At 59.2% G+C, this 20,130-nt stretch carries 16 protein-coding genes, 1 tRNA gene and 2 pseudogenes; 9 read left to right on the forward strand and 10 right to left on the reverse strand.

The genetic code is table 11. The annotated features are described in order from the left end of the window. Window positions 1–643 precede the first annotated feature (643 nt). From ACRWA7_RS26025 to ACRWA7_RS26035, 3 genes are all read left to right on the forward strand, one after another. Complete coding sequence (locus tag ACRWA7_RS26025; protein ID WP_060818860.1) at window positions 644–1,591, forward strand: 3-hydroxyacyl-CoA dehydrogenase; 948 nt, start codon at window positions 644–646, stop codon at window positions 1,589–1,591. A 200-nt stretch (window positions 1,592–1,791) separates the two neighbouring features. Then, window positions 1,792–3,066: an MFS transporter gene (locus ACRWA7_RS26030; protein WP_438393163.1), complete on the forward strand. Its 1,275-nt coding sequence runs from the start codon at window positions 1,792–1,794 to the stop codon at window positions 3,064–3,066. Next, a complete protein-coding gene (locus tag ACRWA7_RS26035; protein WP_438393165.1) occupies window positions 3,063–4,100 on the forward strand; it encodes an amidohydrolase family protein in 1,038 nt (345 codons plus the stop codon). The genes ACRWA7_RS26030 and ACRWA7_RS26035 overlap by 4 nt, the downstream gene beginning before the upstream one ends. Window positions 4,101–4,131: 31 nt before the next feature. On the opposite strand, the gene ACRWA7_RS26040 is transcribed toward ACRWA7_RS26035, so the two are convergent. The 7 genes from ACRWA7_RS26040 to ACRWA7_RS26070 form a co-directional block, all read right to left on the reverse strand. Continuing rightward, window positions 4,132–4,950 carry a FadR/GntR family transcriptional regulator gene (locus ACRWA7_RS26040; protein ID WP_438393167.1) on the reverse strand — a complete coding sequence of 273 codons (819 nt, stop codon included), beginning with the start codon at window positions 4,948–4,950 and terminating at the stop codon, window positions 4,132–4,134. Window positions 4,951–5,191: 241 nt separating this feature from the next. Next, window positions 5,192–5,980, reverse strand: a complete 789-nt coding sequence (locus ACRWA7_RS26045) for a COG4705 family protein (RefSeq protein WP_438393169.1) — start codon at window positions 5,978–5,980, stop codon at window positions 5,192–5,194. Window positions 5,981–6,099: 119 nt separating this feature from the next. Next, window positions 6,100–7,098 (reverse strand): PstS family phosphate ABC transporter substrate-binding protein, encoded by a 999-nt coding sequence (locus tag ACRWA7_RS26050; RefSeq protein WP_438393171.1) that lies wholly within the window; start codon window positions 7,096–7,098, stop codon window positions 6,100–6,102. Between the two features lie 29 nt (window positions 7,099–7,127). Further along, complete coding sequence (locus tag ACRWA7_RS26055) at window positions 7,128–8,171, reverse strand: PstS family phosphate ABC transporter substrate-binding protein (RefSeq protein ID WP_438393173.1); 1,044 nt, start codon at window positions 8,169–8,171, stop codon at window positions 7,128–7,130. After that, complete coding sequence (locus ACRWA7_RS26060) at window positions 8,168–9,118, reverse strand: PstS family phosphate ABC transporter substrate-binding protein (protein WP_438396785.1); 951 nt, start codon at window positions 9,116–9,118, stop codon at window positions 8,168–8,170. The genes ACRWA7_RS26055 and ACRWA7_RS26060 overlap by 4 nt, the downstream gene beginning before the upstream one ends. Before the next feature lie 11 nt (window positions 9,119–9,129). Further along, on the reverse strand, window positions 9,130–11,358 hold the full coding sequence (locus tag ACRWA7_RS26065) for a TonB-dependent siderophore receptor (RefSeq protein ID WP_438393175.1): 2,229 nt from the start codon (window positions 11,356–11,358) through the stop codon (window positions 9,130–9,132). Between the two features lie 293 nt (window positions 11,359–11,651). After that, window positions 11,652–13,043 (reverse strand): ATP-binding protein, encoded by a 1,392-nt coding sequence (locus ACRWA7_RS26070; protein WP_438393177.1) that lies wholly within the window; start codon window positions 13,041–13,043, stop codon window positions 11,652–11,654. 189 nt (window positions 13,044–13,232) lie between these two features. Between ACRWA7_RS26070 and ACRWA7_RS26075 the strand changes: the two genes are divergently transcribed. Next, window positions 13,233–13,412 carry a hypothetical protein gene (locus ACRWA7_RS26075; RefSeq protein WP_438393178.1) on the forward strand — a complete coding sequence of 60 codons (180 nt, stop codon included), beginning with the start codon at window positions 13,233–13,235 and terminating at the stop codon, window positions 13,410–13,412. A 28-nt stretch (window positions 13,413–13,440) separates the two neighbouring features. Next, window positions 13,441–14,054, forward strand: a pseudogene (locus ACRWA7_RS26080) (glycosyltransferase); the annotation flags it as partial. Here the strand turns inward: ACRWA7_RS26080 and ACRWA7_RS26085 are convergent. From ACRWA7_RS26085 to ACRWA7_RS26095, 3 genes and pseudogenes are all read right to left on the reverse strand, one after another. Then, window positions 14,043–14,270: pseudogene (locus tag ACRWA7_RS26085) on the reverse strand (hopanoid biosynthesis associated radical SAM protein HpnJ); the annotation flags it as partial. The pseudogenes ACRWA7_RS26080 and ACRWA7_RS26085 overlap by 12 nt on opposite strands. Beyond that, a complete protein-coding gene (locus tag ACRWA7_RS26090; protein WP_438393180.1) occupies window positions 14,267–14,896 on the reverse strand; it encodes a hypothetical protein in 630 nt (209 codons plus the stop codon). The pseudogene ACRWA7_RS26085 and the gene ACRWA7_RS26090, both read right to left, overlap by 4 nt. A gap of 220 nt (window positions 14,897–15,116) precedes the next feature. Beyond that, on the reverse strand, window positions 15,117–15,833 hold the full coding sequence (locus tag ACRWA7_RS26095; protein ID WP_438393182.1) for a hypothetical protein: 717 nt from the start codon (window positions 15,831–15,833) through the stop codon (window positions 15,117–15,119). A gap of 207 nt (window positions 15,834–16,040) precedes the next feature. On the opposite strand from ACRWA7_RS26095, the gene ACRWA7_RS26100 reads away from it, so the two are divergent. The 4 genes from ACRWA7_RS26100 (at window position 16,041) to ACRWA7_RS26115 (ending at window position 20,072) form a co-directional block, all read left to right on the forward strand. After that, on the forward strand, window positions 16,041–16,703 hold the full coding sequence (locus ACRWA7_RS26100; protein WP_438393184.1) for a response regulator transcription factor: 663 nt from the start codon (window positions 16,041–16,043) through the stop codon (window positions 16,701–16,703). Between the two features lie 337 nt (window positions 16,704–17,040). Next, window positions 17,041–18,108, forward strand: a complete 1,068-nt coding sequence (gene alr / locus ACRWA7_RS26105; RefSeq protein WP_438393186.1) for an alanine racemase — start codon at window positions 17,041–17,043, stop codon at window positions 18,106–18,108. A 91-nt stretch (window positions 18,109–18,199) separates the two neighbouring features. Then, a tRNA-Leu gene (locus ACRWA7_RS26110) sits at window positions 18,200–18,284 on the forward strand. Between the two features lie 630 nt (window positions 18,285–18,914). Continuing rightward, window positions 18,915–20,072 carry a porin gene (locus ACRWA7_RS26115; RefSeq protein WP_438393187.1) on the forward strand — a complete coding sequence of 386 codons (1,158 nt, stop codon included), beginning with the start codon at window positions 18,915–18,917 and terminating at the stop codon, window positions 20,070–20,072. Window positions 20,073–20,130: the final 58 nt, after the last annotated feature.

The raw sequence follows: 20,130 nt of genomic DNA on the forward strand, positions 1-20,130 counted from the left end.
GTGATCGTGGTTTATATGGTTGTCCTAACATATCGAGCTTTTTTGTCCCCGATCTGAATGAGGCCATTCACGATATGCGCGGCGCTTGTGAGCACCTCACAAATTAGGGGTAGGTATCTCTTACGAAAGGGTAAGGCGACAAAAACGCGGTGCACAACAACAATTTGCAGAAATCGCGCTCGTGGAGTGCCCACAACGGGCTTATCTGTCTCGTAGCTCGACGGCTGAGCGTGACTTGTCATTGCAAAGGAATCCTGTGCAGCGAACGCGCACGCTTACTTTTTATATCCGCACGAAACTGCCTCGATGCCGGTTCGCGGAACGCCACGGCATACATGCGCTGCTATGAAGGCTTGCCGCGTTGTTGCGCGATGCCTAAATAAAAGCAAACGCGAATTTCGCGTGGCCGAATTGCCATTGCGCACATCTGCATCCATCAGACGAAAACACAGCCATAAGCACGATCAAAACGATCGTCTTTAATAAAGCTATCCTGTCTAAAAGATGTCTACTTGATATTTACAACCTATTTTTTCATGTGTAATCTAATGACGAAGTGAAGCATTCAGACCTTTGCGCAACGAGGGGTCGATGAAAATCATGTGCCTCTGTACTTTTTGTCTGGCACACAATCGGAGCAAGCATGACAAAAGTGGCAGTAGTGGGATGCGGCGTGGTCGGATCCTCTTGGGCGCTGGTCTTTGCCCGGGCGGGCTACGAAGTCGCCGTCTATGACGCGTTGCCCGCGTCAGTACAACAAACACTCGCGTTCGTGCGCACTTCCCTGGAAAGCCTACCTCCCGATGGCGGCGGCAGTGCAGAAGACGTGGACGTTGTTTGCGCACGTTTAAGAGCCGCCACGTCACTCGAAGACGCGCTGACAGATGCGGCCTATGTTCAGGAAAGCGCGCCAGAACGCCTGGAGATCAAGCGCGATCTGTATCAAAGGCTCGATGCGGCCGCTCCGCCTCACGTTATCCTGGCCAGTTCCACGTCGGGGTTGCCAGCCTCGTCTTTCACCGACCATCTCGTGCATCGCGAGCGTTGTCTGGTCGTGCACCCCATTAATCCACCGCATCTGATTCCGCTGGTAGAACTCGTTCCGGCGCCCTGGACTCAAGCCGGCGTCCTAGATGAAGCCGCCGCGTTGATGGAACGGGTCGGGCAATCTCCAATACGCCTGAATCGTGAGATCAATGGGTTTGTGGTGAACCGCCTTCAAAGCGCGCTGCTGGGCGAAGCCTTCCGTCTCGTCGAGGATGGCCTGTGCAGCGCCGCCGATGTCGACAAGGCCGTCGCGGACGGTCTCGGTTTGCGCTGGTTTTTCATGGGTCCATTCGAGACAATCGACCTGAATGCGCAGGAAGGCGTGGCGCAGTACTGCCGCAATCTGGGTCCGATGTACTACGGTCTGGCCAAGGAACAGGCCGACCCGCGCGAATGGCACGCGGCGCTCGTAGAGACTGTCGAAGCAGAGCGGCGAATGCTGACGCCGGCCAATAGCTTGCCTGCCCGCCGTCTGTGGCGTGATCGTTGCCTGTCTGCATTGGTAGCGGCGAAGCGGCGAGTCATGCATGAAGAACAAACCTGAAGCGTAATCGGCGAGCGGCGAGCGGCGAGCGGCGAGCGGCGCATGTCCGCCTGGAGCGCCGGTCACTAGCGAACTTCTCAAACACGCTCCTTGGTTCAATAAGCCGGGCTGAAGTGACCGACCAAAGGCGCACTACTAGGGGATACACATTGGAGACGACAAAAACCACTCGCTGGAGGGCGCGGTATTGGGTTTATCTGATGCTGTTCCTTCTAACCACCATCAACTATCTCGACAGGGTCGTGCTCTCGGTAGGAGCCGGGCCGCTGGCCGCGGACTTGCACGTCAACAAGGTCCAGCTCGGCTACCTGTTCTCGTCTTTCTTATGGGGCTACGCGCTCTTTCTGATACCGGTCGGCTTGCTTGTCGACCGTTTTGGCTCGCGTTCCGTCACCGCGATCAGCATGACGGTCTGGTCGCTCGCCACCATGGTCACCGGAGCCGCGACGAGCGCAATGGGCGTGCTTGTATCCCGTATTGTCATGGGTGCGGGCGAAGCGAGCTGTTACCCTTCGGCCGCGCGTATCATCCGCGACTGGGCGCCAAGCCGGGAACGTGGCGTCGCCATGACGGCGTTGAACTCGGGCGCGTATTTCGGTCCGGCGCTGGGTGCGCTGGCGTTGTCATGGCTGATCTCGATTGCCGGATGGCGCTGGTCGTTCGCCATCTGTGGTGGCGTGGGTTTCTTCTGGATTGCCGCATGGCTTTTCTTTTTCAAGGCGCCCGAAAACACCAGGTGGATTAGCGAGGACGAACGCGAGACAATTCTGCGCGAGCGTGAAACCTCCGAGCAGACAGGTTCCGACGCCGTATCGATCGGGCTGACCGGGCTCCTGTGTGAACGGACAATGTGGGCGCAGATGCTTACACAAGGGTGCAATGTCTATACGCAATATCTTTTCCTGACCTGGCTGCCCAACTATCTGCAAACCGAACGCGGCATGACGCTGCTGGGCAGCGGTACGGCGATGGCGATTCCCTATCTCGGTTCCATCGTCATTTCAATGGCATTAGGTTTCCTAAGCGATTCGACGCTTAACCCCACTGCAGTCGAAAAAGGCCAGCGGCGCAGGCTGGTTGGCGCAGTCATGTCGGCAGGAGCAGTCATTGTCTTCATCCCGATGATTTCCAATGTCTGGGTCGTGCTGGGTCTGATCACCGTGGCGTTGGGCGCGGCCTCTGCCGGCATTGCTCTTAACGTCGCGCTGCTGGGCGACCTGTTACGCACGCGCCGCGACATTGGCCGCGCGGTGGCGCTTCAGTTCATGGGTGGCAACGTGTTCGGATTCTTCGCGCCCATTGTCACGGGATACATCGTGCAGGCCACGGGTCACTTTGCGGCGGCCATCATTGCTGCAGGCATCATTTTCCTCGTGGGCGCAATGTCCGCGTGGTTCCTGACCTGGAAACCGATCGGTGCACGGGCGGCTGGCATGGTGTCGCAGCATGCCGTGGCCGGAAGGAGAATGTCATGAGCCAGGATATTTCGCCGCCGCCCCATATTCCCGTTCGTCCAGACTGGCTCTCCCTGCATGTAGAGGAGGCCCTGGAACCATCACTGCCGATTATCGATTCACATCATCATTTATGGCAGTTTCCGGACAAGACTTATCGCAGCACCGATCTTCTTCATGATCTTGCGTCAGGGCATAACGTTCGCGCCACTGTGTTCATTGAATGCCAGACGTGTTATCGCACCGACGGACCGCCCGAGATGGCATCCCTGGGCGAGATCGAATTCGTGCTCGAGGAAATTGAAGCCGCCCGCAAAGCCGCTTCACGCACACGAGTGGCCGCCGCCATGGTGGGACATGCCGACCTGCTGCTGGGCGCGCGCGTCACGCCGGTGTTGGAGGAGTTGATCCGGTGTTCGGAAGGCCGGATGAAAAGCATCAGGAACATCGGGGTATGGCATGCCGATCCAACCGTGCGTGCCTCCGTTGCCACTCCGCCGCCGCATCTGTTGATGGACCCGCGCTTTCGCGAAGGGGTAAGCCGCCTTGCGCCCCTCGGTTTGAGTTTCGATGCCTGGGTTGTTCACACGCAACTGGAAGAACTTCGTTCGCTGGCCGGCGCATTTCCGGATACGCCAATGGTCCTGAATCATGTCGGTGGCCCGCTTGGAATCGGGCCTTACCACGCGCGACGCGATGAAGTCTTTCGACAATGGCGCACTTCCATGCTGGAACTTGCACGTTACCCGAATGTGCACATAAAGCTTGGTGGCTTTGGCATGACCCTGTTCGGATTTGATTTTTATAATCGCCCGCGGCCGCCCTCCTCGGCCGAGGTCGCCGATGTTATCCGGCCATATGTTGAAACCTGCGTAGAAGCTTTCGGCGCGCGGCGCTGCATGTTTGAAAGCAACTTCCCAGTGGACAAGGGCAATATTGCTTATGGCGTGCTTTGGAACGCGTACAAACGCGTCGCGGCGCAAGCATCGGTCACTGAAAAAGCAGATTTGTTCCACGATACCGCAGCGCGGTTTTATCGAATCGAGGCTATCTGAACCGGGCCGGAATGGCGGGATCCGCCCGTTGTCAGTTCGAAAAGTCCCGTACCAGATCTCGCGCCAACACGCCGCCGCTGCCCGCCCAGAAGTCCCGATCGGCAAGACGGACGCGCTCGGCCACGCAAACCATGTGATCACCCGCGGCAGCGCGTGCGCGATCTGGATCACCGGCTGCAATTGCCGCGACAATCAGTTCATGCTCAGCGCGAACCTGCGCGGCGAAGTCGAGCCGGCGCGCTTCGTTGGCGCGCGTCACCTTGACCGCCAGCCGTATTTGCGGGACAAACATGTGCACGAATTTCGCCCAATATGGATTGCCGGTGGCTTCGGCAATGCACAAATGGAACGCGACGTCTTCGTCCACGCCATCGCCGCCCAATGCCATGGCTTCCTCGACCCGTCGCAGCGCATGCTCGATTTGCGTAAGCTGACCGGGCGTGCGCCTGACCGCTGCGAGCGCGGCAATCTCGGCTTCAAGACCGCACCTCACCTCAGTCAGATTAAGTAGCGACTGCACCGACTGCTCGGTAAGCGGGTCAAGCTGCGGAACGCCCTCGCAAACGAATGCACCGCTACCCTTGCGAGTCATCAGCAACCCGTCGGCCTTGAGCAGCGCAATAGCCTCGCGCATTACGGTACGGCTTACGCCGAAATGCTGCGCCATGGCCTGCTCGGACGGCAGACGCGTGCCGGGCGCAAGCGCGTCACCATGAATCTTGGCAACCAGCTTGTCCGCAACGCGTTCGCCGAGCGTGCCGAACGTCAGCGCCTGGCCGACCGTCGCGACCTTATGCGCAGGGGCCTTACCGGGGTGATCCGACCGGTTATTAGATTTTCGTAAGGTCATGACGAGATGAGTGCGCGAAACCGCTCCTCGGCAGGCATGCCGAAGACAACTAATTGATATCTTCGCACATCTTTGAGACATGTTGGCAGGCTGCCCTATGGCGATAAAACCAGAGGTGAGTCTGGCATCCCCTTTCCTGGTGAGGTGTCATCGCGGTTCTGCACAAATAGCGGGAGATCGATGAAAGTTCGCTAAATCTCGCAATGCGCCAAGGCACGTTTCAGACATTGCGCGTGCGCCTTCACGATTGCTCGTCCGACGTTGCCGGGCTTTGAGGCAGAAAGGCTACGCTTGCAACAATAAAAACAAGCAATATCAAGGATGCATAAAGCCGGCTAATGTGCAGGCCTCCCTCTGCAATGGGTTTGTCCAGGAAATCGCCCAGCGTCGCGCCTAACGGACGGGTCAATATAAATGCAGCCCAGAAAAGCAGCGTGCGAGAAATGCGCGTCCAGAGATAAGCACTGGCTACGATTGCAAGGCAGACGCCGAAAATCAACGCACCGTATTCGTACCCGAGACCCAGGCCGCCACGGTCCGTGCCTGCGACCCAGTCACCCAGCGCGGTACCTAGCGTCTGGGAGAACAAGATAGTTATCCAGTAGAACCACTCCGCCTTGGGCGTCTTAATGCTCTGGACGGACACGGTTCCCTGCGATTTATACCAAATGCCCAGGCTTGCAAGCAGCAGCGCGAACACAATGCAAACACCACCCGGATACCCCACGCCAATAGACCGGTCAAAGAAATCGGCCATGGTCGTGCCAAGCGTAGTGGTCGCGACGATGGTAGCCCAGTACAGGGAAGGTCGATAACTGTCGGCCCGTATCTGCCCCGAAACAAGCGCAAGGAAAATGACCGCAAAGATAGCCGAGCCAATCAGATAACCAAGATCAAGCGACATTGTCACCCAATCGCCACCCGTTTCTCCGAGCGTTGTTGCAGCGATCTTGATTATCCAGAACACCAGCGTTACCTGCGGGACCCTGCTCGCCGCATGTTTGAATGTTTCCCGCGCGTTACCTGTCATGTCTAAGCCCTATCCAGAAGTTTGCTGATTCTGGATCAAGGATTACTGAACATTGCTTAGGGCACACTTAGGAAGACACTCGCCGAATTTTGGCGAGTCGCTAGGAATCCGTAATCGCATCACATACCCGCAAGCCGGTCGCGCTCGCGTTTGAGATCAGCGGCCGAAAGCGGCGCAAAGCCCGGTTGCATGCGGATCATGGACTGCGCGTCGTTTGAAAGCGCTTTGCTTAAATAAGCCTTGATCCAGGGTTCGAGCGGCTTGCCCTCGGCGCGATACACATAGAATTGCGCATGCGAAGCGAGCGGATACAGCCCGCTTGCTATTGCGTCGGCAGTCGGAGGCACATACTTGCCGTCTTCCGTTCCTAGCGCGAGCGGCCGCACCGTCTGCGGCCAGTTGACCTGCTCTCCAGCGCCGATCATGCCAATCCCGCAAACGTCGTCGCTCACGGCTTGCGCTACGCCGTTCGCGTTGTCGAAGGTCTCGTAAGTTGCCGCGAACGGATGATTGCCGAGTTTGATGCGACGCGTGGTCGTGGCGACCGTCCCGTCATCGCGACGGCCATATAGATGAATGCGACGGTCACGGCATTCCGCGGGCACCTGAGTCTTGCCGAGTTGCGACCAGAAGTTGATGTCTCCTTGCGGTGCGCCGGACGTAAAGATTTGCGCAACTTGCGTGAGGGTCATGCCATCGATTGCATTACGCCGATTGACGATCACAACCGCGGGCCGTTCCACTATATAACCCACACGCACCAAGATCGGGTCGCGCCCGTGCACTTGGCGAAACCCCGCGCGTTCGCCATCGAACGCGTCGCGTGTGATCGGTGCAAGCGCGCTGACGTCAGCGGTCAGCGCGGGCAGCGCAGTCGATGCGCCTTTCGTCTCGAGCACGAATCGGAACGATGAATAGTCCCGCGCGAACGACGCGTCGAGGCTCTCGACAATGCCGCGCATGGCGTCGTCGCCCACGATCGCTATGGAGCCTTTCGAGTTCACGTAAGCGCTTTGAGCAGGAAGCGTCAGCGCATCAGCGGCGTGTGCGCTGAGAAGATTCATTGAAAGAAGAATAGCCGCGGCGCGAGCCATCGTTCCCGATTTAAGTTTGACCATGATCGGCGTGTTCCGTGTCCTTGTATGCATCATTTAAGCTTCGCCAGTTCCACGCGCGCTTCTTCGGCGGTTAGCGGCATATACCCCTTTGTTTGCGATGCAATGATCTGCTGCCCATCGCGCGAAAGCACCATGCGCATGTATTCCACAGCGATGGGATCGAGCGGCTGGCCCGGCACGCGACGCAGATAAAAATAAAGGAAACGCCCATACGGGTAGACGTTGCCGACAATCTCCGCAGGCGTTCCCGTGGTAGCGGCTCCGTTCGCGCTGACAATCGGCACGGCCTTGATCTTGTCGGTAGCACGCCCGATCGCGGCGACGGCGATCCCCGCCGGGTCCGCTTCCAGCCGCTTCAGGATCGAGCCCGTGTCGCCGTATTGTTCCGACGAAGGCGCAAGCCGCCGGTGGTCGAGATGATTCGTCTGCAGGTAGTCGCCAAAGCCCGTGTGTTCCGGTGTGCCATACGGATGGATCGCGCGTTGTGCCCATACGCCGCCAAGGCCCGCCTGGCCCCATCGTGAATAGTCGCCACCAGGGTTGCCCACGGAGAGCATCTTCGCGACCTGCTGCTCGCTTAGCCGCTCGACCGGATTGGCACGATTCACATAGACGGCGAGCGATGTCGCCAGATGCTGCGACGTATCGTTCGACGCGTGCGCCACGCGAAGCTCAAGTGGCTCGCCACCGTTGGCATCGTGATACGCCTTCTGTTCCACCGGGTTGATGCCGCGCCCGACCGGACCAAAAAGAATCACGTCATACGTCACGAGCGGCAGGGAACTGGTCGTGCCTTTTGCCTGGTTATCGAACGTGATGCCAGGATGTGTCTTTGCAAATAGCGCATCGAACCGTTCGACGATGTACTTCACATGTTCCGCACCACCCACGCGGATCGCGCCGGCGCGCGTCACGTAGCGCGCGCCAGCGGGAACACTGACGGGTGCGGGTTGCCACGCGGGCAATGCGGCATCCACGTCCGGTAAAGACGACGGACGCGGCGTGGCGCAACCGGCGAGCATGACGGTCATGCATGTCACGACATGCCGCGCGCGAAAAGACCACGGATTCATTTCAGCCTCTCCAGTTCATCGAGACGTTCCTGTGCATTCAATCGGATATACCCGCGCGGCTGGGTTTCGATCAGCGCCTGACCTTCAGTCGACAACACCGTGCGCAGATAAGCCGCGGCAACCGGGTCGATCGGCTGGTTTCTTGTCCGGCGCACATACATGTAGACATAACGCCCGTATGGATAGCGCCCGGCGGCAACTTCGTCGCGCGTACCGATAAGCGCCGAAGCGCCACTCTCCGTCAGGATTCCTACCTGCTTGAGTTGTGCATTACCGCGATTGATGGCCGCGAACGCGATGCCCGCGGGGTCATCGGCGAGACGCTTCAATATGTCGGGCGTGCTGCCGTGCGCCTCGTAATTAGCTGCAAAGGGGCGGCTGCCGAGGTGCGTCGACTGCATATATACGCCCATGCCGGTGTATTCCGGCGTGCCATACGGATGGATCGCGCGTGCCGCCCATTCGCCCGTAAGCCCGAGCTGGCCCCATCGCGAATAGTCGCCGCCTGGATTGCCCGCCGACAGCATCCTTGCGACTTGTCCGGGACTCAATGCATCAATCGGATTCGCGCGATTCACATAAATGCCGAGCGAATACGACAGGTCTTCGGTCGGATTATCCGACGTATGCGCGATGCGGATTTCAAGCGGCGGTACACCGTTCTCCGCTTCGAAGGCAGCAAGCTCCTGCGGCGTTGCCGTGCGGCCCATCAGCGCGAACAGGACCCGGCCATAAGTGAGCCATGGCATCGCGCTTGTCGTGCCGCTCACAGGCAGCCCGAAGCGTACGCCCGGATGTGCGGCGACATAGAGCCGGTTGAATCCATCGACCAGAATGTCGCCATGTTCCGCGCCCGCAGTCCGAATGGCGCCATCGACAAGATAGGCCGGCGGCGACCCGGCATGCGTCAGCGGCGCGATCATGGCGCAACCCAGCGCAATCAGCATGCACTTCACGATCAGAAGTCCAGCTTGGCCGTCACGATCACTTGCCGGCTTTCGCCAATGTTGACGAACGGCGTGCCCGTGCAGCAACTGCCGGTGTAATACGTGGAGTTGAAGATATTGCGCGCGTTGAGCTGCCAGTCGATGTACTGGCCGAAGATATGCGAGTTCCACGATACGAACGCATCGGCGACATGACCCCACGGCAACTGATACACCTTGCCGGTGCCGTCGCCGACCGCCATGCTGCTGAAAACGCGCACGCCTGCGCCTGCTCGCACGCGTCCGCTTGCCGGTCCGACTTCAACGTTGCCAAAATCGCGTGTGAGATAAAACGCGCCTTCATGCTTGGGCGTGTTGGGCAGCGGATTGCCGCCCACGAGCGGGTCGTCCTTGTAGCGCGCCTCGGTCGCCGCGTAGCTCGCGATCACGCTCCAGCGGTCAGTGAGCTGGCCGTTCACATCGACTTCGAGGCCGCGCGACCGCGCATGCCCTGCATTGCGCACGAAGTTGACGCCGTCGATGGTCTGTGTCGTCTGAATATTTTTCTTGCGGATGTCGAAGAGCGCAACGGTGCTGGTAATGCGGCTGGTCTCGAGCTTCGTGCCAATCTCGTATGCAAGCCCCTGCTCCGGCGGCAGCGTACCAATAGGCGCGGCAATTGAAGTATTCGGCCTGAACGATTCGCTGTAACTCGCATACGTCGACCACTCCGGCGTGATCTTGTAGACAAGGCCCGCGTGCGGCACGAACTTGCTGTTGCTTTGAGTGGATCCGACCACAAACGGCCTGCCCTTGCCTGTCAGTTCCTGGAAGTTGTCATAACGCACGCCGCCCAGGAGAATCCAGCGGTCGCCAAGATGTATGGCATCCTGAATGAATGCGCCTCGCTCGATCAGCTTGTCGGTCTGATCGCTGTCCGCCGGCGACAGTGTGTAAGTGGCAGGAAGCGTGCCGTAGACCGGGGAGTACATGTTGAACGTCGAGTTATTCTTGCCGCGATACAAATCCGCCAGTACCCGGTAATTCCGCATGTAGTCGAAGCCTGTCAGAATGTCGTTTCGCAATCCGAACCAGGTGACCTTGCCTTCCAGATTCAACGTGAAGTTGTGCGTGGACTGAACTCCGTTTTGCGTGGAGTCCACGCGGCGCGTCAGGATTCCCGTTGTAAAGTTCGGCGTCAGCACGCGGGCTTGCTGATCGTTGTAATACGTGCGGTTCCAGCCATATCCGGCATGCACGGTCCAGTCCTGACTCAGCTTGTGGTCCACGCGTACGTTGAGCGCGTCGGAGCGGCCCGCGGAGATGTTGTAGTTCTCGTCGAACCGCTCTTTCGGCGATACCGACACCGGGTTGCCCGTGCGAGTATCGATAATCGTGCCGCGGTCAATCGGCACCGAATAGTTCATATGCTCGTATTGAACGAGCACACTGGTGTCGCGTCCATACCATGCAATCGAGGGCGCAATCGTATCCTGCCGGTTGTAGCCGAAGTTGCGCCAGTAATCCACGTTCTGGTGATCGGCAATGAACCGGTACGCCAGCCCCGATGTACCAATAGGGCCCGTCAAGTCCGCTTGCGCGCCTCCGCCGCCGTAGCTGCTTGCAAAACCGGAAACCGAATTCGCCCGCTCCAGTTGCGGTTTCTTGGTGACGACGTTCACAACGCCGCCCGGGTCCTGAATGCCATAGAGCATCGACGCCGGGCCTTTCAACACCTCGATGCGCTCGGTCGTCGGCGTGAAGTTGCGCGGCTGTACGGACTGCAGACCATCGCGAAGAATGGAATTGTCGCGGTTGTCGCCGAAACCACGCTTGACCAGCGCGTCCAGCGTACCGCCAAGCGTGTTGCCCATGCGCACGCCCGGCACGGTTTCGAGCGCTTCAGCGAGACTGTCCGGCGCGCGATCCTGGATCGATTGCGACGTGACCACGTTGACTGCCTGCGGCACATCCACAAGAGGCGCGTCGGTACGCGTCGCCACCGATGCACGGCGGCCCTGGTAGCCCCGCTCGGGCTCGCTTTCGCTGACACGTGCCGCATTGATTTTGACTGCGGGAAGCGCGCCTTCACCGCCGGAAACCGGTGTAGAAGCTGAGGTTGATGCGGGCGTTGTAGCAGGCGCTTGCGCGCTAACGGCTTCGTCGGCGATCGCCTGTCCGCTCGATGCGAACGCGAGCGTCAGCGCGAGCGCCGCGGGTCGTTGACGTGCGCGCAGACGGTCGCGCTTGTTGGCCTTCATGGAATCCATTCCTCGTTAAACGATTGTTTACAATTCGCCGCATCTTATCGTTAACGATAATGATTCTCAATATTGATCGAAAGAAAATTGTCGGGATTGTTCCTTATGAAGCTTTGATGACCAAGCGACGATTGAAAGTTCCCAATAGCTACGGACCGTGATTCTGAACACAAACCTGCAAATCGCGACCGGAGGGTGGGTCACGAAACGCGGTCATCATGAACGGGCGAAAGCCGGTCCAGTTGCGCGATCGCTCTTTTCACTTTTCAAGCCGCGCGTGGCGCACTGCGACATCAGTCCGCACCGACTCCCGCCGGATTCGATACAGACGGTCTCGACAGCGAGCGGTTCGAAAATGACACGGTGACCCGCAAGCCACTGTGATGATCGGGCCAGCGCGCGTCGCCTAGTTGCACGCGCGCGCCGATTCGCGTGGCGATGGTCTGCACGATTGCCAGACCGAGTCCCGAACCGGTCTGCCCGGTTCCCAACACGCGGTAGAAGCGGTCGAACACTCTTTCGCGCTCGTCAGTTGCAATCCCCGGGCCAGTGTCGTCTATGTGGACATGCAGGAACTCCGCGTCCCGCGTCATGGAGATGTCGATCCGGCCGCCATGAGGCGTGTAGCGGATTGCGTTGTCGACCAGATTTTTCAGCAGGATGGTGAGATCGGTCTCGCCCGCCGGCACTTGCGCGTCGAGTTCCTCGACCATGCCAATGTCGAGTTGCCGAGATTCTGCAAGCGGCATCAGCTCTTCCAGCACCAGCCGCAGCACGCGTCCAATCGATACGCTCTGTATCTGTGCAACGGTTTCGTCCTGCATGCGCGCAAGCGTCAGCAACTGTTCGATCAGCGCACGCGCACGCGCGAGACCGGCCCGCAGCGCGATGAAGCGCTCGCGTGCTTCGGCCGACATGTCGGAAAGCGACAGGCGCTCTGCCTGCAAGGTCAGCACGGTGAGAGGCGACCGGAGTTCGTGGGCAGCGTCGGCCACGAAACGGCGCTGCATGGCCATGGCATCGAGCACGCGGGAAAAGAGCCGGTTATTGGCGACCAGAAAAGGCATGATTTCGGCAGGCAATCGCATGTCGTCAGCGCCGGTAATCCTGGAAAGATCATGATCCGAACGGGCGTCGAGTTCCGCCGCCAGCTTCACCAGCGGCCGGAACATGCGGCGCACCAGAAGAAACACCACGCAGACCAGCAGCGGCGCCAGGACGGCGAACGGCACGAGCGTGGCGATTGCACTGTTGATTGCGATCTCGTCGCGATCGGACGTCTGCTGCGCTATGGCGACGCGGGAATCCGCCGCTAGCGTGCGCACGACTATGCGCCACTCGCGCCCGTCCAGCACGCGTGTCTGGATACCGTCGGCGAGATGCGCGGGCAGATGCAGCAACGCGGCGCCACCTGCGTCACCGAGTCTTTGAACGACGACCTTGGCTTCGGGTTCGCGGGTCGGGACATAGCGGCGCGAGCCGGTCTCCATGACGTCGAGATTGTCGGCTGTGAGCAGCGAGGCGATCTCCTCGAGTTGACCGTCCTGGACGTCGTTCGCTTCATCGAAGGCCGCGCTGAACGAGAAAATGCCAGCGGCGACCGCGCTGAGCAGGACGGCGAGAGCGAGCCACATGGACAAACGCATCTGCAACGACCGCCGCGTGCGCTTCTTCACACCATCCATTCGATACCCCCGACATTGCTTGATCGCCCGGATTCCCGGTTGGCGTGGCACATCGAGCGCCATGTGGCGCAACGCAACGCATGCGGCCGGGCCGAACGTAATGATGCCATTGCAAGTGTGTAAGCGAACGCTAATTCACCCGGACGAATCCGTCTCTATGATCGCCTGACGCAGTCCAAGCAGCCTGCCGTGATGCTCGTGACGGCTGCGCGGCTTACGTTGATCCTTGCCATGGGGAGCCGGATCATTCTTGCATCGATATCGCCCGCGCAATGGGCGCTGGTTGTCCCGTGCTGCGCGGCGACGCTCTACATCATGTTCGCCGCGCTCGTGCGCTACGGTCCCGGTCCGGCGCGTCAATACCGATGAAAAGCCGGTCTCGCTGCGCCCTGTCAGCGTGCTTAAACCGCTTTGCGGATTCGAGCCGCGTCTCCATGCGAACCTCGAAACCTTCTGCAAGCAAACGCATCCCTGCTTCGAGCTGTTATTCGGCGTGGCGTCGCTGGAAGATCCTGCGGTCGCTATTGTCGAGCGCTTGCGCGCAGCGCATCCGGACACGGATATCAAGCTCGCGGTCGATGCATCGCTTTACGGCAGCAATCGCAAGGTCAGCAATCTCATCAATCTGGAAAATCGCGCGCGTCACGAATTGATCGTGATCGCCGATAGCGACATTTCCGTCCAGCCCGACTATCTCGTGAAGGTGACCGGGCCGCTGCTGACGGCGGACGTGGGCGTGGTCACATGCCTTTATCGTGCACGCAGAATCGGCAATTTCTGGGCGCGGCTGGGGGCGCTGTTTATCGACGAATGGTTTTCACCGTCCGTGTATCTGGCGCATGCGGCAGGCTCGCAGCGCTTCGGTTTGGTGCGACGCTTGCCATTCGCCGCGAGACGCTGGACGCGGTTGGCGGGCTGCGTGCGTTCCGGAACTGCGTCGCGGATGATTTTTCGATCGCGCAGGCTGTACGACGCATGGGCTTGCGGACCTATCTCTCGGGTATGCATGATGACGAGGTCGTATTGCGCGGCAATATACAGCGCGTCCGCAACCGGGAGCCCGTCCGCTGGCGCGTCGAGCAAGCGGCTGCCCGGGACGAGCGCCGCGGGTTGTGCAAGCCAGGTCGGATACCAGAACGAACGGACTTCGCGCTTCGCCTGATAGCGCGAGCCCGCGCCGCCGTCGAATCCGTCATATGACGGCGCCTGCAAAAACAGCGTCTTCATGACTGCTCCGAAAGACGATTATGTTTGACCGTGCTGGCGAGATCCAGGCGCACCAGCTCTTTCTGCAGAGCATCTGTATTCAGGGCACAGGCTTCGTAGGCAAGATGGAGCGTCCGCATTCCGCCGTCGGGAATGCCGCGAGAGTCGCAGAATTCATTCGATGCATGACGCAACGCGCCAAAGAAAAGATGCAGGCTCATGCGTGCACGGTCGAGTGCTGCGCGGCAGGCGGCATTGGGCATGGACCGGCGGTCGATCTGATCCAGGCGCCGGATCGAATGGTCGATTTGCGATTCGTTGTAGACGCCCAGGAAGTAACGTGATGGTTCCGTTCCCGCCAAGAGCCCGCTATCGGCCTGTTGGGCAAGAGAGCAACTTGCGATGACGGCGTCGACGGTCGCCTGAAAGCTTTGACGCGATATCTCCGCAGCCATGCGCCGGGTATGCCACGCGAGATGAGCAGGAATGGCCAGCGCGACCGCAACCGCGAACAGACCTGACAGCGCGTCTCGAAGCATCATCCAGCTTGTTATGGACATCGAGGCCATGTAGGGACTGGCGAGCGCGATCAACGTCGCCACCCCGCCAACGGCCACGTCCTTGACGTTCGACACGCTCAATGACATGCAGGCTACCTTGCAAAAATTCTTATCGGCTGAATATTAAATTCGGATTACTAATAGCTTGATGAAAAGCGTCGATTGCTCAGACCATGGACCCACGATACTCGATTCCCAACCGCCGAGAATTAGCGCGGCCTTACGTGGGAAAAAGGACTGAAAGACACATGGACGATAGCCGGTGCTCTCGCTGGCAGAAAAGGAGGCGTCGGCGGATTTGCAGGCGCTATCGCCGCCAGCCGAACGCCGTGATTGCTGTGATGGCGGGATCGCACGTGACGGCTCCGCGCAAGTTTCCCGGCAATGGAATGTCGAGGGTACGCTGGCCGGAATTTGCGCCGGATGCGCGCGCGAGACTGATTTCGCGGGCATGCTGCTGTGCGTGTTGCAGCGAAAAAGGCGTGCGCGCCGCGCCGCGCTCGCCCCTGTTGTCGATAAGCGGCCCCGTAACCCCCACGGCCAGTTCGCTAATGCCCGCCGCAATCACGAGCCAGACGCCGGCAGAAACAAGATCGACAGTGATCGTGCGCTTTTCCATGCCGTCAGGCGTACTCGCAAAACACACGCCACGCGGGGTTTCTACAAGTTCGACTTCGCCGGGCTCGCAGCACAGCACGCGCGACGTCACCATGCGCAATGCCGCGCGCCGGACGCCGAATTGCCGCCCGGCGGCGGTGTTGCGGCTATTTTTCACACGTTTGCGCTCGGAAAGACTGAGCCCGTCGCGGCCGCTCATTGCGGAGACGAGTTGCCAGTCGTTGCGCAACAGCCAGAAGAAAAGTTCTTCGCGCGCGGGTATCCGGCGCGCATGCGCCGAAAGGCCGGCAAACGCGTGAAACGTGAAGTCGATGCCTTCGGCAAAAAAACGCGCAGGCCAAAGCGCGCCACGGGCATCGACCTCTCGGGTTGCCGGTGCCTCGGCCTTGTTCGCCGTGTTATCCAATCGAAGCCCAAAAAAGAATGCAGGACGCGGGCTACCAAGATTATTTGACAAAACTTAGGCCAGACACAGCGCACGCAATTACCTTTACGCCGCGTTGGTTCGCGCTTGTTTGCGCTTGTTGCGGGGTATGATCGGCGACAAAATCCTTACTGCGCCCGGCCGGACCCGTGGCTGCAAACAGACCGGGCAAAACAGGCGGAGTGCGACATGAGGGTATTGGTGGTCGAGGACGACGTGATGATCGGCGACGCCATTGAAGGCGCGCTCCGCGACGCCAACTATGGCGTGGACTGGGTTCGTGACGGAAAGATGGCGCTCGCGAGCATCGAGACGCAGGTGTACGACGTCGTATTGCTCGATCTCGGATTGCCAAGGAAGGATGGGCTCGAGGTCCTGCGCGTGGTTCGTGAAAGCGGAAATCTGGTGCCGCTGGTCGTGATCACCGCGCGTGACTCCGTGGAAGACCGCATTCGCGGTCTCGACAGCGGCGCGGACGACTACGTGCTGAAGCCCTTCGAGATGTCCGAGGTCCTCGCGCGCATGCGTGCGGTCGTGCGCCGGCGTGGAGGTCAGGCAGCGCCCCTCATGAGCAACGGCGTGTTATCGCTCGATCCCGCCACTCACGAAGTCACGGCAAACGGCCAGACCACGCGCCTGTCGGGACGCGAATTTTCGCTGCTGCAAGCGCTCATGATTCGCCCCGGCGCCATTCTCGCGCGCGCTGAACTGGAAGACCGCATCTACGGCTGGAACGAAGAAGTCGAAAGCAATGCGGTGGAATTTCTGATTTATTCGCTGCGCAAGAAGCTTGGCAGCGACGCCATCAAAAACGTGCGCGGCGTTGGCTGGATGGTGCAAAAAGAGTCGTGACCGATGCCTCACGTGCATCGCCGTCGTACGGCACGAAACGACGCCCTCCCCGTATGGCAAGTCCCGCTCCAACGTTGCTGATGGTTCACGCGCATTCCAGGCATTGTTGCGCGGCGAATCGTTGAAGCGGCCTAACCGCGAATCCAGTCGATACCCCTACGCAAGCCTGTTAATAAAAAAACAAAAACTACTGATAGCGCTTTAGCATAGTGACAACTTTGGCTGTGCCGAACCCGGCTGTGCAATCCAGTTCGACGCGAATCCGCGCTGACGGCTTTCCTTATTTGCCGGAGTGGGAGCGCACTGCCGTTATTCGTTTCTTCCATCATCCACCGCCATGCCACGCCCGATCTTCGCCGAAATTCATCCGAACGCCGTCAGGCACAATCTCGAACTCGTCAAGCAAAAAGCCATCGGCGCGCGCGTCTGGGGCGTCGTGAAAGCGGACGCGTATGGACATGGAATCGAACGGGTTTATGCGGCGTTGGAAGCGGCAGACGGCATCGCGCTGCTTGATCTGAATGAAGCCGTCCGCGTGCGCGAACTCGGCTGGACCAAGCCGATTCTGCTGCTCGAAGGCATCTTCACCGCGCAAGACGTGCAGGTTGCAGACCAATACCGACTGACCACGGCGGTCCATTGCGACGAACAACTCGCGCTGCTTTCGAACTCCAGGCTTGCGCGTCCCATCAATATCTACTTGAAGATGAACACGGGCATGAACCGGCTGGGGTTCCCGCCGGAAGCCTTCCGCGCGGCCTGGGAACAGGCACGCGCGTGCGCGAATATCGGCGAGATCACGCTGATGAACCATTTTGCCAACGCCGACGAAGGCGAAGTCGACTGGCAGATGGATCGCTTCGACGCCGTCACCGCCGGCATGCCGGGACAACGCAGCCTGGCGAACTCGGCGTCGGTGCTTTGGCATCCGCGCACGCATCGCGACTGGGTGCGTCCCGGGATCGTTTTGTATGGCGCGTCGCCCACTGGCTTGATGAAACATATCGCCGACGAGCCGCTCGAGGCTTCCATGACATTGCACAGCGCGATAATCGGCATCCAGATGCTGCAGGAAGGCGACACCGTTGGTTATGGCCGCGCGTTCACAGCGTCACATGCCATGCGCATAGGCGTGGTCGCGTGCGGTTATGCCGACGGATATCCGAGGCACGCGCAAACAGGCACGCCGATCGCCGTGGACGGCGTTAAGACACGCGTGGTCGGACGGATATCGATGGATATGCTCACAGTGGATCTCTCCCCTGTTCCCGGCGCACACGTGGGTTCGCAGGTGGAGTTATGGGGCAGGCAGATCCGCATAGACGATGTGGCGAGCAGCGCGGGAACCATTGGATATGAGTTGATGTGCGCGTTGGCGCGGCGCGTGCCGGTTGGCGTCGCTTGAGCTTTCGACTGCGCAAGAGCCGTTATTTCTCACGCGCCCATTGACAGCGCAGGATGGTTCGCTAAAATACCTGTCTTCGCTGTACCGCTTGGCCCAGGTGGCGGAATTGGTAGACGCACATGGTTCAGGTCCATGCGCCGCAAGGTGTGGAGGTTCGAGTCCTCTCTTGGGCACCAAAGATTCAGGCAGTCAGGAAATATCGAAGAACCCCGTGAAGCTTCTGGCTCTCGGGGTTTTTTGTTTTTCGCGCTTCAAGCGGTCCGGGGATATCAAGCGCTCTTCTACGACTACCGGTGCGCATACCGAGCGACGCTGCGCGCGGATACATCGAACTGAATTAGGCTCGCCGCACTTGCTTGATCTCGTGGGTAAAAAGCGAGCGGATAAAGTCACCGCTAGCGCACCCTACTGCTCTTCCGCGTCAAAACAACATTGCCTTCTTGGTGGTCACGGCGAGCATCCACCCACTTGCGAAACGCGCCAATGCTTGCCGCTATCCATCTGATCAAAGTTCCTATGACACGTAGGTATTATCCATCACCTGTTAAATGTTGACATTATTTCGATGCGGACCTATAAATTCAACTATTGGGAAATTTGCACCGCAAGTGTCGATAGCCGGACAACTACGACTGTTTGCTCAGCGCGCGACGGTCTAACGACCTCCCGACTGTTAGACGATCCACTGGCGAGCCCATCGTAGCGCCAGGCAACGGAAGCGCTCGCAGAACTTGGAGGCTGCGAGATTTCAGGTCCGTGATCAATCCAATACACAAAAAATAATGTCGTTGTATAGGAGACCTAAATTGAAAAAGTCGCAGGCTGGATGTCTCTTGCTCCTCTGCCTGTCAGGAGCCGCACATTCCCAAAGCAGCATGACGATCTATGGAATCGTTGATGAAGGCTTCACCTATGTCAATAACTCAGCGACCTCAACGGGGCACAGCGCTACGTTCAAACTTGCCGACAGCGTAGCCTCGGCATCCCGCTTTGGGTTTCGTGGCGTTGAAGATCTCGGTGGAGGCCTGAAGGCGATCTTCACGCTTGAAAATGGCTTCAGCGTTGGCACCGGCATAGCAGCACAAGGCGGTGCGCTTTTCGGCAGACAGGCTTTTGTCGGGCTGTCCAGGGAAGATGTCGGGCAGCTGACGTTCGGCCGGCAATACGCGTTCGCTTACGACTACCTCGGTCATCACTATGCAACGGGGGGCCAAACTGCGGCGGCTGGCTTTGCATGGCACATCAACACGCTCGATCAATTGAACGGCGGTGAACTGAACAACTCGATCAAGTTTAGCAGTGCGGATTTTCGGGGTTTCACGTTCGGGGCCATGTATGGATTCTCCAACCAAGCCGGCGCGTTCGCCGGCTCGCCTGCCACGGCCTCAGTCGGAGGATCGCAACGGGCGTACAGCTTTGGCGCAAACTATGAGAGCGGGCCATTCAGTGCGGGCTTTGCGTATTCCGACTATACGTATCCGACCGCGGCAACGCCCGCGATGGCCGTCAGCATGGCCAACGTCACGTTGAATCCGAAAGGAACACGGGATCTGCGCACACTGGGTGTCGGGTCCAAATACAGGTTTGTCAAAACCGCGGTCTATGCGCTGTGGACCAATACCGCCCTTCAGGCCATCACCGGCCCCACGTCGACGGTCAACATCTACGAAGGCGGCTTCATACAGACGTTCAGGCCTGATCTTTTTGGCGCGATTGGATTTACGCATACCAAGCTTGACGGTGGCGCACAGGGAAAGTGGAATCAGGTCAATAGTAGTTTGGATTACTATCTAAGTAAAAGTACCGATGTTTATATCCTGGCGGTTTATCAGAAAGCGTCAGGAGCAAACAATGGTGTTCCCGTTCAGGCGCAGCTTGGAAACAACACGTCGTATGTTGGTATTTCAGGGAAAGGCGCCGCGGATCAACTGGCGTTCCGTGTTGGGCTACGCCACTTCTTCTAGACAAGATGGATCTTCGGGTATTCAAATGCGCGGACTGAGCGCCCCACAAAACCAAAAT

The sequence above is a fragment of the Caballeronia sp. DA-9 genome, from assembly GCF_051615025.1.
In the GTDB taxonomy this organism is placed as follows: domain Bacteria; phylum Pseudomonadota; class Gammaproteobacteria; order Burkholderiales; family Burkholderiaceae; genus Caballeronia; species Caballeronia sordidicola.